Below are 14663 nucleotides of genomic sequence, written 5' to 3'. Positions count from 1 at the left end.
GGGGTACATTAGAAATCAAATAATGGTAGTATTTTTACGTTTCTACAGGCCTTCAACGTCTTCTTTATTGTAACATTTTATAGATGTCTTTTGCTCACTTTTTCCTTTCATTTATCTAACTGTTTGGATTCGCCACTGTTGATTGATTTGCATTAGTTTAAGCGCTCCCTTTTGATCGGTTCTCAGTATTCTGATTTGGTTTTTTTTTAATGTTTCTAAAGTTTCTTGATTGGGATGTCCATATCGATTTTTCTCTCCAACCGAAATGAGGGCAAGTTTGGGATTAATTTCTTTAATAAAGTCAGAGTTTGAACTTGTTTTACTGCCATGATGACCTACTTTTAAGACATCAACTTTCAATTTAGGATAATTCTTGAGCAGTTCTTTTTCTCCTTCTTGTTCTAAATCCCCTGTAAATAGAAATTTTGTATGATAAAAATTTCCATAAGTCACGATAGAATCATTATTATCCCCTTTTCCTGTATAACCATTTGATAAAACTTGTAAAGCACTATCAAAGATTGGAATTTTATCTCCAACTTTACTGATGTGAATCGCAATATTTGCTTTCTTCAATTTTTCTACAAAATGATTATTTGTCAGTTCACCGGGGCTAACCCAAATTTCTTTTATTTTTATTTTATCAGCTAAATTCAAAAAATCTCCAACATGGTCAGCGTCCGTATGCGTCAAAATGAGCTGGTCGATTTGACTTACTCCAACAGATTCAAGATATGGAATGAGTGTTTTTTCGGCATTTGTTTGACTTTGAGGTTTTTGCCAACTTTCTTGCGGAAGGGCTAATCGTCCGCCTGTATCAATCAAAATTGTTTCTTTATTAAATTTATCTTGCAAAAAAATACTATCTCCTTGACCAATATCAACTGCTGTGATACTGGGGTAAATTGGATTTTTACAAATAAAAAAACTACAAACAATTAGGCCAGCAAAAATTATTTGTCTTCTTTTCTTAAAGAGATTATCAATTAACAAACCGATTAGGAAAAATAAGATTAATAATTCAATTGGCCGGGGATTCCCTAAAACCAAAGGATAATGTAAGGGTAAATCAACCTCATGAATTAGCCATTCTAGAATTTGAAAAATATGATTTATATTAAAATTATAGCCAATTAGAGACAAGAGAAAAGTTCCTAATAGTAAAGGCAATAAGATTACATCAAATAAAAAGCCAAAGCCAATCGTCAGTAAAATTGAAAAAGGCTGAAAGATATGAAAATCCAAAATGAGTAAAGGTAAAACACTCAAAGAAATCACTGATGATTCTGTCAGTAATTTTCTTATTCCTTTTAGTTCTGAAAATTTATGATTAATCATTGAAATGACAAAAGCATAAAATAAAGTTAGTTGTCCTCCTGTTGTCAGTAAAAATTTAGGACTGACAATCATCAGAAGAAAGGTTGTCACTGCTAGGTTATCTAAAGGATTTAGACGAATATTTTTTTGAAATAAAGCTCGTAATACTGAAACCGAAAATCCTGTCATAAATGCATAAAAAATTGAAAAGGGAATTTGCCAAATATTTAATTTTTCTCTCGTTATTCCTAGTCGAAGAATAATTCTACGAAACCAATCAATGAAAAAATTAACTTGCATTCCCGATAAGGCAAAAAGATGAATAATTCCTAATGAACTGTAAATGTCTCCTATTTGATTAAAATCTTTACTTAAAAAGCCAAAAAGTAAGCCAGTCATATAATCATTCATTGGCTTTGGAAAATGAGTTTGTGACCAGACAATTGCTTTTCGTCTTAAAACACGGAGGTCAAAAGTGTCGTTTAAAACTATTTTATTAATTTTATCAATCGTAATTTGCCGATAAATATCCTGGCTCGCTAAATACTTTTGATTATCGAATCCATTAAAATTTCTTTGTTTTTCTGGAATTTGAAGGTTTCCTGTGAAACTCAGCTGACAATTTTGACTTAGATTTTGATAAAATTTTTGTTCTTTTTTACTTTTTAGAGTCTCGTAAACTTGATAATTTTGGTCTCTTTCTTTTCCTTGAAAACTTAGTAAATCACCATTAACTTGGATAGTGTCGGGGATCATTGTAATTTTGGAAAGAGTGGTTGGCTGATTTTCACTATTCTTAATCGTATCCATTTTTACTACTAAGAAAAAACTTCCCATAACTAATAAAAATGGGATGACTAAATAATATTTTCTATATGAGGCAAGTAAACTTGAAAAAATGAACAAAATGAGACAAAGTAAATTAAAATTGAAGATTAAAAAATACAAGATAACAGAAAGATAAGCTAAAAATATCAAAGGAATTTTATTCAAAACACAACTCATCTTTCAATTTTTCTAGTGTTTTATCTCCAAAACCGGAAACTTTTCCCAAGTCTTCAAGTGATTTGAAATCACCATTTTTCGTCCGAAAATCGATGATGTCTTGAGCTTTTTTCTGACCAACACCTGTTAATTTTTGTAGTTCAGTCAAATCTGCTTGATTGATATTTATTTTTTCAGTGGTTGTTGAGACTTGACTAGTGACCGAATTAGCAGAGCTATCAGTATTTTCTGTGCTTGAATTTTCACCAATTTTTGGGACATAAATTACTTCTTCATCTTTTAATTTTGCTGACAGATTAATTGATTTCTGGTCAGCTTGGTCAGTAAAACCACCAGCTTCCTTAATTAGATCAACTAGACGTTCATCTGACGAAATTTGATAGACATTAGGCTTTGTTACCGCACCTTTTAAATCAACCATAATTTTACTGACAGATTTTTCATTAGGTTCACTAAATTTACTGACAGAGCTTTGCCTGCTGACAGAACTTAAATTTTCTACTGACAGATTTGTAGTTGGCTTTTGACCGTTGGTTAAAACGTAAAAAATCCCACCAGCAATGAGCCCACAAACAACTAAAACAATCATTTTCCAATATTCTTTTACTTTTTCTAAAATCTTATCCATACTTTTATATACGAAAAAACTCTTGGAAAGTTTCCAAGAGTTGAATTATAAAATATTTTTTATTTAAAGATGAATCGATAAGCCAAAATTATTAGAATGATAATGATGACAAGAGCCAGACGCAGTGGAGAATTTCTCCGCCATGGATTTTTCTTTTCACCATTTTCACTGACCAGTTTGTCAGTTGTTTTTTTCTTCGAATTTCGACCTGTCAGTCCTTTAAAAAGTTGACTCATAATTTTTTCATCACTGTAAGAAAGAACATTTCGCGCATAAATTTTCTCACCCGCTTTTGCTATGGCAAGTGTTGCTAAAAGTTGTAATCCAAGAGCAATCCAGGCTTCTGTCGTTGTTGAATATTGAATAGCCAGTCGGCTAGTCATCAATGTTGGACTGATAAATGGAATAAAACTAAGAACTTTCAAAACAATATTCCCCGGAACAGTCGAGCCAGCAATTCCCCCAATATAACCAATCATCGCTAAAAAAGCAATTGGCTGAGTAGCTTGTTGCACCTGAGCTTGTTCATTAACCAGAGATGCCACAATTGACGCGAGAATTAAATAACCTAAAATCCCAATTAAAGACATGGCTACCAAATAAATTCCGAAACCGAAAGTAATCCCTGAAAGCATGGTACCAATTGCTTTAATCTGATCTAAATTTTTGATAAAAGGATAAGCAATTCCAAAACCAAGCACATAAATTCCAAGCTGAGTCGCTAATAGTAGAATTACACCAATAATTTTCCCATAATACTGTACGTTTGAGCTAGTGGCCGCGAGTAACGTCTCCATAATTCGACTAGATTTTTCATTACCAATTTCCTGTCCGATGATTCCCACATACATCATCATCAATGTGAAAATTAAAATCGAGGCAATGGAGCCAATTGCAATATTCGCGCCAGTCTGTCCATCACCTGTTGACTTTTGTCCAGAACTTGTTTGTGTTTTCATTGTAAACTTAGCTGGACTAAGAAGTTCTTGAACATCGGCGGCTGACAGATTGAGACGTTGTGCTGTTTTTGAAATATTAACTTGAGTCAGTGCAGTTTGAAAACTTGATTGGTCAAATTTGACACTTGATTTATTATCAGTGACAATGGTATAAGCTCCATTATCTTCGGTTAAAAATCCATCAATTTTTCCGGAAGAAAGGTCTTTTTTAGCGTCATCTAAAGAAGACTCGTTACGAATATCTGCTTTTAAAGTGTCATTTTTAGAAAGAATCTGAGTTAGAGCAGGATTATCGACTACAACCATTTTTGGACTTTGATTAGCCCCGCTACTGATGACTAAACCGATAATTAAATAAATCGCTCCTAGCAAAAATGGTGAAAGGACAAGTGCCCAAAAGCCCACTCCTTTGACACGACTTCGGTAAATATTTTTTGCAACAAGCCAAGTTTGATTTTTCATTTTATTTCCTCACTTCTTGCACTTAAATTTTCTTGATTGTTCTCAGCTGCTTCCATTCGGAAAATTTCATCTAGTGACGGTGGAGACTGAACAAATGCTTGAACATAGCCATCTTTAGCCACTTTTTGGAAAATTTCACGTCCAACTTCTGCCTCAGATATTTTTATTGAACGACCACTTCCTCTTTTTTCAATTGATTCAACTCCTGTAATTACAGAGAGCTCTTCATTGGGCAGATCAGACTCCAAATAAATACGGGTACGGCCATAAGAAGCTCGAATGGCTTCAACCGTTCCATTTAAAATTGTTTGACCGCCTTTTAGCATTAACAAATGGTCAGATAAAAGCTCAACATCACTCATATTATGGTTAGAGAAAATAACCGCCGCTCCCTTATCACGACTCCGTTTAATCTCATTTCGCAAGAGTTCTGTATTCACTGGGTCAAGCCCTGTAAATGGCTCATCCAAAATCAAAAATTCAGGCTCATGAATCAAAGTGGCAATGAATTGAATTTTTTGGGCATTCCCTTTAGAAAGGGTTTGAACTTTGTCGGTTGGTTTACCAACGACCTCTAAACGTTTCATCCAGTCTTGTAGCTTTATCCGGGCATCTGCTCGTTTCATTCCATGGAGTTCCGCAAAATAAAGAATTTGGTCTTCAACTGTCATCTTTTGATAAAGACCACGTTCTTCGGGTAAGAAACCAATTTTTTGCTTGATTTCTTGCGTAATCGGTCCATCTTGCCAAGTAATTTTCCCTTGGTCAGCTGATATAAAATTAAGAATCATCCGAAAAGTCGTTGTTTTCCCAGCACCATTTTGACCAATTAAGCCCATAACTTCACCTGGTTTAACAACCATATTGAGATTATCAACAGCGATTTTATCACCAAAGCTTTTTCGAACTTTGTCAATCTTTAATGTCATAATTTTCCTTACTCTTCCTTTTTTTCTAATTATATCATTTTATTTTCACTTTTAACCTCCTTTTCCCTCTTAGGTAAGACAAAAAATGTCTTAATTTTGTCATTTTAATTTTCTTTCTTCATTTGACCTCTAAATCCTAAAAAACTTAGGATCAAAAGGAGCATGCTTGCAAAAAAAGCAGGTCCAGCAGAACTAAAACTACTCATACCCCACAGCCATCCTTGCCCCTGAGCTAAATAAACTCCTGTGTTGATTAAGTCAATTAGAAAAACTAAACTCAGAATGAGCCACAAAACTTTTAAGCTTTTCATTTTCCGAGATTTTATCCCCAGATGCCAAATCCAAAAAGCAGCAAAAGTAAAGATTAAACTTCCAAAAAGATAAATGAGCTCAACAGATTGAAGCCAGTAAAAATGCCGACTCTCAAGGCTAAAACCAATAACTGTCAATAGTCCTGCAAAAATCAGGACGGGGATAAAAATGGACCAGATAAATTTGTTCATTTTTTCTTCCTTTCTACTTTTAATTTATTTAATTTTATTTTAATATTTTTCTTACCAAATACAAAATGTTTTACTTTTTCAATAAAATAATAAAAAATCTTGACTAATTAGCCAAAATTTTTTCTAGTTCATTCTCTGACAAATCTGTCAGTAATTTTATCGCAGTAACTTTATCAGTAGTTTGGAGAGAGCGTTCTAACCAAACAATACCATACCATTGTTCAAACTTATAACCCGCTTTTGGAAAAAGTCCAATTTGTTCAAAACCAAATTTTTTATGAAATGCAACACTTGCTGGATTTGGATAGGTAATACAAGCATAAGCACGCTGATAATTAAGTACCGATAAAGCTGTCAGTAACTTTTGATAAAGGGCACTACCAGCGCCATGTTGCCGTTCATTTTCATCTAAATAAATTGATAATTCAACCACCCAATCATAAGCCGCCCGTTCTCGATAAGCGCCAGCATAAGCATAACCAATGATTTTGTCATTTTCAATCGCCACAATATAAGGATAGCGACTTCCTATTTTTTCAATTCGCTTTTCAAATTCTGCAATCGTTGGGACTTCATACTCAAAAGTAATGGCAGTTTTTTCAACATAAGGTTTATAAATTTCTAAAAGTCTTTTAGCATCAGACTTTTTCGCTAATCTAAACTCCATTTCCTTCTCCTTTACATTTTTAACTATTATACACCATTTATTAATTACTGACAGAAATTTCTACACATTTTTATTTAACATTTTTTTATCAGAGATAAATAAAAAATTACTGACAGCTCTGTCAGTAAAAATTTTCCATAATAAAAAAGCTGGATGCTCCAACTTTTACATCTTAACCAACAATTGTCACAATGACTAAACCAATCAAAGTTAGAATCACAACAAATCCTGCATTTACAATTGTAAAATATTTTACAAATCCTCGCGTTTCACCACGCGCATTCATTCTAATAACTTTGTAAGCAATCAGCGTTGCCATTGACGAAACAATTGTACCAATTCCCCCAATATCAGCTCCAAGCACCAAAGAAACAGCATGAGGAGTGAACGGAGAAATCAAAATTGGGGCCGCGATATTAGAGATAAATTGACTCATAATCACAGTTCCTAAAAAAGAAGCCTGCGGTCCAACTAAAGTATTACTGATAAAATCAGTCAACACACTGATATTAGCAATATTTCCTACAATCAAAAAGAAAAAGATAAATGTAAATAAAAGATGATAATCAATTCCTTTAAAAAGTCTCGGACGATAGATTAATACAACCAAAGCAACAATTGCTCCAGCAAGATAAAAATTCACATAGCCAAAAACCGAAGCTGCCATCAATAACATCAAAACAACAAAAATAGAAGTTTCAACTTTATTAAATTGCGTCACTTTAGTTTCAATCACCAAAGGCTCATTATCAATGAATTGACAAGCAATCATCAAAATCAATAAACCCAAAATCCATAAAGCGCCTGTTCCTTTAAAAAAGTCCAAATTAGTTAAAGCGGCACCACCATGATGTGCTGCTACTTTATAAAAAGAATACAAATAAAGATTATGCGGATTACCTTGCGGAAGTAAGGCAGAACCAATGTGACAGGCTGGAACAATCAATGCTGCTCCAATATAAACTGACTTTCGGTTTTTAATTTCTTTAGTAATCGCTAAATAGAGCGGTAAAACCGTCAAAATTGTTAAATCATTTGTAAAAAAAACGGCTAAAAAGAAGGTAAGTAGCGTCGTAAATCGAACGAGCTGACGCGTTGTTGTACTTCTTTTAACTAAGGATTGTCCCAAATACTGTAACAAACCTGTTTCTTTAAAACCACCAATTACAAGCATCAAACCTGAAACTGTAACGATGACGTGATAATTAAAGAAACGCGTTGTCACTCCACCCAAACTAATGGCAATAATTGCAATAATAAACGAAATCAGAAAAACTTTGTCCACTAGAAACCAATTTTTAATGGCCGTCCATACTTTTTGGGATTCGCGCTGAGTAGCTGAATGTTCCACTACTTCTCCTAACTAGCATATAAAATTTTGCACCACAATAAATTATAACATCTAAAGATGACAGTGACAAGCTTTTTCTCATATAAAAGTAAATTAATTTCAAAGGGACTTTTTCAAGTAGAAAATACATTTATTATCTATATATTCCATATAAAATTTCATCAAAAAATCCCCCTGACTAGGAGGGATTTGAAAGAAATTAAGCTACTCGCTATAGCTTATTTACGTAACCATGACTTTTAGGTAAACGCTTTCCTATAAGGATAAATATATTTTATCATTTTGTGTATCCGTTTGCAAGAATTAACTGAAATAGATTTAATCTTTTTTTATATTAGAAGTCATATAAGACTTTTTAACTTTTACAGAAAAATTTCAACTACCATTTTTCTAAGACCAAAGTCATTTCCCAAAAATCAGCCTCCATTTTACTACTAATCAAAAAAGCCTCAAGCATCTGTTCTTGCTCTTGTTCATCACTTTCTTGATAAAGCCGATTAATAATATCACACTCTTTTGCGATTTGGACGGTAGCTTCTTCACTCGCATAGGTTTCAATCCATTTTTGATACAAAGGATTGGGCGACCCCACCTTAATTAATCGTAAACCAATTTCATGATATAGCCAAGCACAAGGCAACATTCCCGCAATTGCACTATTAACAGAGCCATCAATAAGCTGACGATACATATGAGAAACATAATGATAAGCAGTGGGAGCAACCGGCGTTTCTAAAATTTCTTGTTCACCAATCTCTAATTCTTTAAAAAATCCCTCGCGAACAAAAATCTCTCCATTTTTTAGTTCTTCGGCATTTAATCTTAAATGCGCTTGAATCTCTTCACTAGCAGATTTCTTGGCAATAAGAAAATATAACTTACTAAAATGTTCAAGATAATAACGGTCTTGCAACAAATAATAGCGAAAAACCTCAGGAGCTAATTCTCCACTCACTAATCCTTGAATAAAAGGATGCTCAAAACTTCTTTCCCAAAATATTGATGATTTTTCTCTTGCTAATTCAGTAAATAACATTTCATTTCTTCCTTCATAATATTAAAAACATATGCCTATTCATTAAAATAAACTTGCCAATGTCGATGACAATTTGGATTAAAAGCAGAGCTGCACTTGATACACTCTCCTCGCGAATAATCATTAAAATTTAATTTTGTTCCACAATGGCCACAAAGTACTGGAAAGTCTTCTTTATCAGTAGCCCTAAATAAATGATTCTCTAATTCATCGTGACAATGATAACAAGAAAAATACTTTTCACAGTCTGAACATTTTAGGGCGACAATATCATTTTCTTGATGATAATGAGTACACCTGCCTTCCTCATCTATCACTTTCCCCCAGATTTTTTCTCGCAATAAAATTCACCTTTCATTACCAATCAACTTTCACAACTTCGCCACTTTTAAAAGTTTGTAATTCTCCTGATTTTGCTTTTAAAATCAAGCTTCCGTCATCAGAAATTCCTTCTACTTGTCCATTAACAGCTTTTGTTCCCAATTTTAAAGTCACATTTTTACCAAACAACAATGACCTCTTTCGATACTCATCAATTAAATCTGGCTGTCTATAATTTGCGAAATTATTTATCACTTCTTTAGCCATTTCTGCTAAAAGCTGATTTCTGTCTATCTTAAACTCAGGATTTATTCCCTGAGCCTTTTCGGATAAATCTGCTGGAAAATCTTTTGTTGACAGATTTAAGCCAATTCCCATAATGAAATTTCCAGCAGAGCTTGATTCTAAATCTAAAGCAGCTTCAGTGATAATTCCGCCAACTTTATAGGTCCCCAAATAAATATCATTAACCCATTTGAGTTGAAAGTTTTTATCTTTATAAAATTGTTCAAGGACCTTGACAACGGCCACAGCCGTACTTGTCGTCAATAATCCTATTTTCAAAATATCATGACTGGGGTTGGGTAAAATAATACTAAAATATAATCCAGTATCACTTGGAGAATAGAAATTTCGGCCACGCCGACCGTGTCCCTCCGTTTGATTATTTGCAACAAAAATAAGAGGTTGTTTGACCTCATGTGAAGACAAATATTGCTTCGCTAACTCTTGCGTAGAAGTCACCTCATCAAAAACAAAAATTTTATCTTCAAATTTCATTCCACTATAAAAATTTATCGTATCTTCATCTAATGAATTATTTCCAACATACTTATAGCCCAAATTTTTACGACTTTCGATTTGATTGCCCTTGCGCTTTAAAGTATTAATTGCTTTCCAGATACTTTCTCGACTAAGCTTTAGCTCCTCAGCTAATTCATCACCCGAAACCCAGTTTCCTTTTTGTTGAAGAAGTTTTAACAAGACAAATTGTTTTGTTGTTCGCATAATTATCACTTTCTAAAATACATTTCAAAGCCTCCTTCTTTTCTAAGACGTCGCACGATAAGAACAGTCAAAATGGCTTTGATACAATCACCAGGAATAAAAACTAAATTAGAAATCAACGAAGTAATTAATGGAATATTAGATTGAATAGATAGCCAGATTGCTCCGACTAGATCAACAAAAATAACTCCAAACACTAAAACAATGATTAATTCTCCAATCCAATTCTTTGAAGCTGTAATTTGCAATTTCTTAAGGAAAAAACCTATTAAAAATGGTGTAAAAAGCCAAGCCATTCGGTAGCCTCCCGAAGGCCCTAAAAAGCTCGCTGCTCCGCCATTTCCACCCGTTAAAACAGGTAAGCCAATTAAAGCTAAAGTAAGAAATGCTCCTACCGAAATTGTACCATATTTGGGGCCAAGAAGTCCCCCAGCCATCATTATTCCCATATTTTGCAAGATAATTGGGACAGGAATAAAACCAATTGGTATTCCTGGTAAAAATCCTAGAATAATAATAAATGCAGTCATAAAGGCTGAATACGTTAATGTTTTGACTTTTTGATTCTTAGTCATATTTGCTACTCCTGATTTTATATTTTACAATAAAAGAATTTTTTATTATACTGATATCATATCAAATAGTAACCCTAAAATCAAATTTAGGTTAACTGTTAATTTTATTATTTGCTTTTTTATTCACACAAAGGAAAATTTTAGATGGAAAAAAATAAATTTAATTTTTCAAAACTGGCCGCACTTTTTACTGATTATCCAGCTCTTAAAATAGACGAAATTTCATATAGCTACCAACAAATCAATGATTTAATACAAAGAAAATTAACAGATTATAGCCACTCCTCTAAAACTGTTATTACTCTAATAAATGATAGTCCCTTGAATTTTATTATTGATTTTCTCGCAATTATCGAAAGTGGAAATTATCCACTTGTCGTGGATAAATCTTTTAAGAAAAAGTCTTTTGAATTCGGACTTATCCCTGAGGATACTTTGTTCTTAGCAAGCACATCTGGGACAACTGGACCGCCCAAAATCTATTATCGTAACTGGGAATCTTGGAAAATGGGTTTTGAAGTTTGTGATGATTTATTTCATTTGAGCAACTCACAAGCTCTTGCAACTACTAGCCCACTCACTACTTCATTAGGACTTCATACACTCATGTGTGCTTTATATCTAGGAAAAACCTTCCTAGCAATTACAAATCCTTCACAATTTATAAATATTACGGAAAACTATGCTCTCTTTACCGTCCCAACCTACCTCTTAAATAACCTCAATGAATTATTTGCTTTAACTTCTCCAGAGATTATTTTTTTAGGTGGAGGAACACTCAGCCCAGAGGCAATTAATAAAGTAAGAAAAAAACTTCCGCAAACTCAAATGATTGAGTTTTATGGAAGCTCTGAAACAAGTTTTATTTCATGGCAAGCAGTTAATGATGGTAAAAAAACATCATCTGTAGGAAAACTCTTTCCACACGTAGAGCTCACTTTAGGACCAAAATATCGTCTTACAGTTAAAAGTCCTTATTTATTTTCTGGCTATCTTAATCAACCTTATCCACAATCATGGACAACTGATGATTTAGGAACCTTAAAAAATAATCATCTTTATTTATTTGGACGTCGGTCTGACATTATCGAGCATGGTGCAAATAAAATTTTTCCAGAAGAAATTGAGCGTATGGCAAAAGATTTATGTGAAGACTGCATCGCTTTTGGAGTTTTTGATGAAAGATATAGTCAAAAAATTGCTCTACTACTCTTAAATCCTATCGAGAAAGAGAAATTAATCAAAATACTAGCTCAAAGACTTCCTAAATACAAACTTCCTCAAATATATTTAGAAACTCCCACTCTTAATTTTACTAAAAATCAAAAAATATCTAGAAAAGAATTAGAAAAAGAATATTTTAGAGGTGTCTATCATGAGCTTTAAAAATCCCGTCGGTATCATAGCAGCAAACCGTTTACCTATAGGAGAAATCAATGGTTTTTATAAAAAAATTTCTCCTGAAACTTTATATCAAAATCTAATTAAACAACAGTTTAATAAAAATCCACTTCTCAAAAAAGCTGATATTGACTATATTATTTTGGGAAATGTGACTAATCAAGGAGGAAATTTAGCTCGACGTTGTGCCTTAAAAGCAGGATTTTCTAGCCAGGTCCCAGCTTTTACAATTGACCAGCAGTGCGGTTCTGGACTGACAGCTATGATTAGCTCTGCAAACTACATTATTTCTGGTGAAGCTTCCATTATTTGTACAGGAGGGGTAGAAAGCACATCTCAAGCCAATATTGTTCTTGATTCAGAGAGTTATCAGCCAATTAAGCGATTTAAAACGGCTCCTGAACCCTATGAAGATTTCGACATGGGAACACTTGCCGATATGACAGCCCTAAAATACAATATTTCTCGTAGTGTTCAAGACCTTTACGCTCTAAATAGTCATAAAAAAGCGTCTCAAGCTATTGAAGGAAAACTTTTAGAAAATGAAGTTTTCCCCTATCAAGATGAAGAATTTACAATAAGTAGCGATCAAACTGTTCGCCCTAAATCCTCAATGGAAGCTTTGAGCAAATTAACCCCTGCTTTTACCACTAACGGAACAGCCACTGCTGGAAACTCTTGCCCAATAAACGATGGTGCTTCTTCAATCATATTGTCATCCACTAATAATCCTTTTGATTTTCAAGGCTATTATTTAGGACAAACAACTATTGCTTTATCTCCATCAGATTTCTTATTAGGCCCAATAAAAGCAACTGAAAAACTTTTACAGAAATTTAACCTTAAACTTAATGATATTGAGGCTATCGAATTAAATGAAGCCTTTGCCAGTCAGGCCATTTTATTCCAAAATTATTTTAAGCTTGATGATATAAAATTAAATGCTTATGGTGGTGCCCTTGCATTTGGTCATCCTTACGGTGCAACTGGTGGCATTCTAATTTCTCGACTCTTAAATCGCCTAAACCAAGTGCAAAAACCATGTCTTGGCATCGCAACTTTGTGCGTAGCTGGAGGTATGGGAATCAGTGTACTGATAGGTAATCACTGGTATCAAAAATGATTTTAATCGCTCAAAAAAGTCTTCCAAGACATTTTAAATTAGAGGGCCAAAAAAATTTTCTCTCCTTACTTCCACAATTGTGGCAAGAATTAGAAGGAATTCCCTACAGTCTTAAAAATGGAGAAAATTGGTTACTATCCGAAGAAATTATTCGCTATCCATCTTCTAATTATTCATTTGATAAACTGAAACTTTATTTACTAAGTGAACACATCACTCGTCATTCAAAAAAATATATAATCAATCTAAGTCTTGAAATAACTAGCAATACAAAGTTATTGGCACAAATTAACCTAAGTCTATTATCTGAGGATTCCTGGAATGAAATTATACAAAAAAATCAATAAGGCTGATTTAATTGATTATCTTCAATCAGTTAAAGATACCAATTCTTTACACTACGGTAAAAATCCCATTATACCTGGAAATTTTTTATTATTTATTTTAGAAGAGATGTATCAAGAGTTCTATTCTGTGCCTTTATCATACTTAAAAGCAAATTTCTGCTCACCAGCCTATTTGAATGAACGCTTTTGTTTTATATTTAATCAAAACGCTTTTCAAATTACTGACAGAAATCAAACATTAATCCTAAAAGGAGAATGGAAGCAATGAACAAACGAACAATTTTGATTACCGGTGCAACAAGGGGAATCGGCTGGGCAATTGCTCAGAAAGCTGCTCAGGCCAATCACAAAGTCATTTTAACTGGCCGTGACCCACTTAGTTTAAAAAGTAGAGCTGAAGAATTGAAAAAAAAATTTCCCAAAACAGAAATCCAAGCTATTCCACTAGATGTTTCTAATCGCTCTAGCGTTGCTAATGCAGCCAAATTAATAAAGGATATTGATATTCTAATTAATAATGCTGGAATTACTGCTGATAGTACTTTTAAGAAAATGAGCCCAGAAATTTGGGATGAAGTCATTTCTGTCAATTTGACTGGTGTATTTAATAGTACTCACGCTTTGCTTGATAAAATCAATCAAGGTGGACAAATCATTACACTAACTTCAAAATCAGCTTTATTTGGTAACTTTGGGCAAGCAAACTACGCGGCGTCCAAAGCCGGCATCATTGCTTTTACGAAAACACTAGCTAAAGAATTGCAAAAAAGTATGATACGAGTAAATTCTGTTTCTCCTGCTGCCTTAACTGATATGACTCTACCAGTATTAAAAAGTTTAAAAGAAACTTATGGTCAGAATATCCCTGATGAATGGAAAATGGGTTCAAGCTCTGATGTCGCTAATTTTATTATTATTGATTTAATTGAAAGCGAAATGACAGGCAAAATTTTTTCCGTTAACGGCTCTGAGATTGGCTATTGGCAAGAACCTACATTTCATAAACTTTAATAAGGTATAGAAAGAGAATT

Annotated in this window: 16 protein-coding genes; 5 read left to right on the top strand and 11 right to left on the bottom strand. The window is 33.4% G+C overall.

The features are described 5' to 3' along the window. Positions 1-111: 111 nt before the first annotated feature. The 11 genes from HFD15_RS01135 to HFD15_RS01085 all read right to left on the bottom strand — a co-directional run bounded on the left by HFD15_RS01135 (position 112) and on the right by HFD15_RS01085 (position 10761). Entirely contained in the window at positions 112-2322 is a 2211-nt protein-coding gene (locus HFD15_RS01135; RefSeq protein ID WP_058208159.1) for a DNA internalization-related competence protein ComEC/Rec2, read from the bottom strand. Continuing rightward, positions 2303-2950, bottom strand: coding sequence for a ComEA family DNA-binding protein (locus HFD15_RS01130; protein WP_010906131.1), 648 nt, complete (start codon positions 2948-2950; stop codon positions 2303-2305). The genes HFD15_RS01135 and HFD15_RS01130 overlap by 20 nt, the downstream gene beginning before the upstream one ends. Positions 2951-3009: 59 nt before the next feature. Further along, on the bottom strand, positions 3010-4371 hold the full coding sequence (locus HFD15_RS01125) for an ABC transporter permease (protein WP_039115830.1): 1362 nt from the start codon (positions 4369-4371) through the stop codon (positions 3010-3012). Beyond that, positions 4368-5300 (bottom strand): ABC transporter ATP-binding protein, encoded by a 933-nt coding sequence (locus HFD15_RS01120; protein WP_004255238.1) that lies wholly within the window; start codon positions 5298-5300, stop codon positions 4368-4370. Before HFD15_RS01120 ends, HFD15_RS01125 begins: the two co-directional genes overlap by 4 nt. Before the next feature lie 104 nt (positions 5301-5404). Next, a complete protein-coding gene (locus tag HFD15_RS01115) occupies positions 5405-5803 on the bottom strand; it encodes a hypothetical protein (protein ID WP_058208160.1) in 399 nt (132 codons plus the stop codon). A 103-nt stretch (positions 5804-5906) separates the two neighbouring features. Then, entirely contained in the window at positions 5907-6470 is a 564-nt protein-coding gene (locus HFD15_RS01110) for a GNAT family N-acetyltransferase (RefSeq protein ID WP_004255233.1), read from the bottom strand. Between the two features lie 172 nt (positions 6471-6642). Next, positions 6643-7821: an SLC13 family permease gene (locus HFD15_RS01105; protein WP_012898345.1), complete on the bottom strand. Its 1179-nt coding sequence runs from the start codon at positions 7819-7821 to the stop codon at positions 6643-6645. A 379-nt stretch (positions 7822-8200) separates the two neighbouring features. Beyond that, positions 8201-8857: a thiaminase II gene (gene tenA / locus HFD15_RS01100; RefSeq protein WP_167593254.1), complete on the bottom strand. Its 657-nt coding sequence runs from the start codon at positions 8855-8857 to the stop codon at positions 8201-8203. 35 nt (positions 8858-8892) lie between these two features. Continuing rightward, positions 8893-9198: a CHY zinc finger protein gene (locus tag HFD15_RS01095; RefSeq protein ID WP_012898347.1), complete on the bottom strand. Its 306-nt coding sequence runs from the start codon at positions 9196-9198 to the stop codon at positions 8893-8895. Positions 9199-9214: 16 nt separating this feature from the next. Beyond that, positions 9215-10186, bottom strand: coding sequence for a biotin--[acetyl-CoA-carboxylase] ligase (locus HFD15_RS01090; RefSeq protein WP_023188526.1), 972 nt, complete (start codon positions 10184-10186; stop codon positions 9215-9217). 5 nt (positions 10187-10191) lie between these two features. After that, positions 10192-10761 carry a biotin transporter BioY gene (locus tag HFD15_RS01085; RefSeq protein ID WP_004255224.1) on the bottom strand — a complete coding sequence of 190 codons (570 nt, stop codon included), beginning with the start codon at positions 10759-10761 and terminating at the stop codon, positions 10192-10194. 144 nt (positions 10762-10905) lie between these two features. On the opposite strand from HFD15_RS01085, the gene HFD15_RS01080 reads away from it, so the two are divergent. From HFD15_RS01080 to HFD15_RS01060, 5 genes are read left to right on the top strand one after another with little or no spacing between them, the layout of a single operon-like run. Further along, entirely contained in the window at positions 10906-12147 is a 1242-nt protein-coding gene (locus HFD15_RS01080) for an AMP-binding protein (RefSeq protein WP_025016987.1), read from the top strand. After that, positions 12137-13285, top strand: coding sequence for an acetyl-CoA C-acyltransferase (locus HFD15_RS01075; RefSeq protein WP_058208161.1), 1149 nt, complete (start codon positions 12137-12139; stop codon positions 13283-13285). Before HFD15_RS01080 ends, HFD15_RS01075 begins: the two co-directional genes overlap by 11 nt. Further along, positions 13282-13632, top strand: a complete 351-nt coding sequence (locus HFD15_RS01070; protein ID WP_004255217.1) for a hypothetical protein — start codon at positions 13282-13284, stop codon at positions 13630-13632. Before HFD15_RS01075 ends, HFD15_RS01070 begins: the two co-directional genes overlap by 4 nt. After that, positions 13607-13900: a hypothetical protein gene (locus HFD15_RS01065; protein WP_015426950.1), complete on the top strand. Its 294-nt coding sequence runs from the start codon at positions 13607-13609 to the stop codon at positions 13898-13900. The genes HFD15_RS01070 and HFD15_RS01065 overlap by 26 nt, the downstream gene beginning before the upstream one ends. Continuing rightward, on the top strand, positions 13897-14643 hold the full coding sequence (locus HFD15_RS01060) for an SDR family NAD(P)-dependent oxidoreductase (RefSeq protein ID WP_080756625.1): 747 nt from the start codon (positions 13897-13899) through the stop codon (positions 14641-14643). The genes HFD15_RS01065 and HFD15_RS01060 overlap by 4 nt, the downstream gene beginning before the upstream one ends. The last annotated feature ends 20 nt before the right edge of the window (positions 14644-14663 follow it).

This window comes from Lactococcus sp. EKM203L, from assembly GCF_011800585.1.
In the GTDB taxonomy this organism is placed as follows: Bacteria; Bacillota; Bacilli; order Lactobacillales; family Streptococcaceae; genus Lactococcus; species Lactococcus lactis.
Note: the sequence above shows the minus strand (reverse complement) of the source record. Positions and strands in the feature narration are given on the sequence as shown.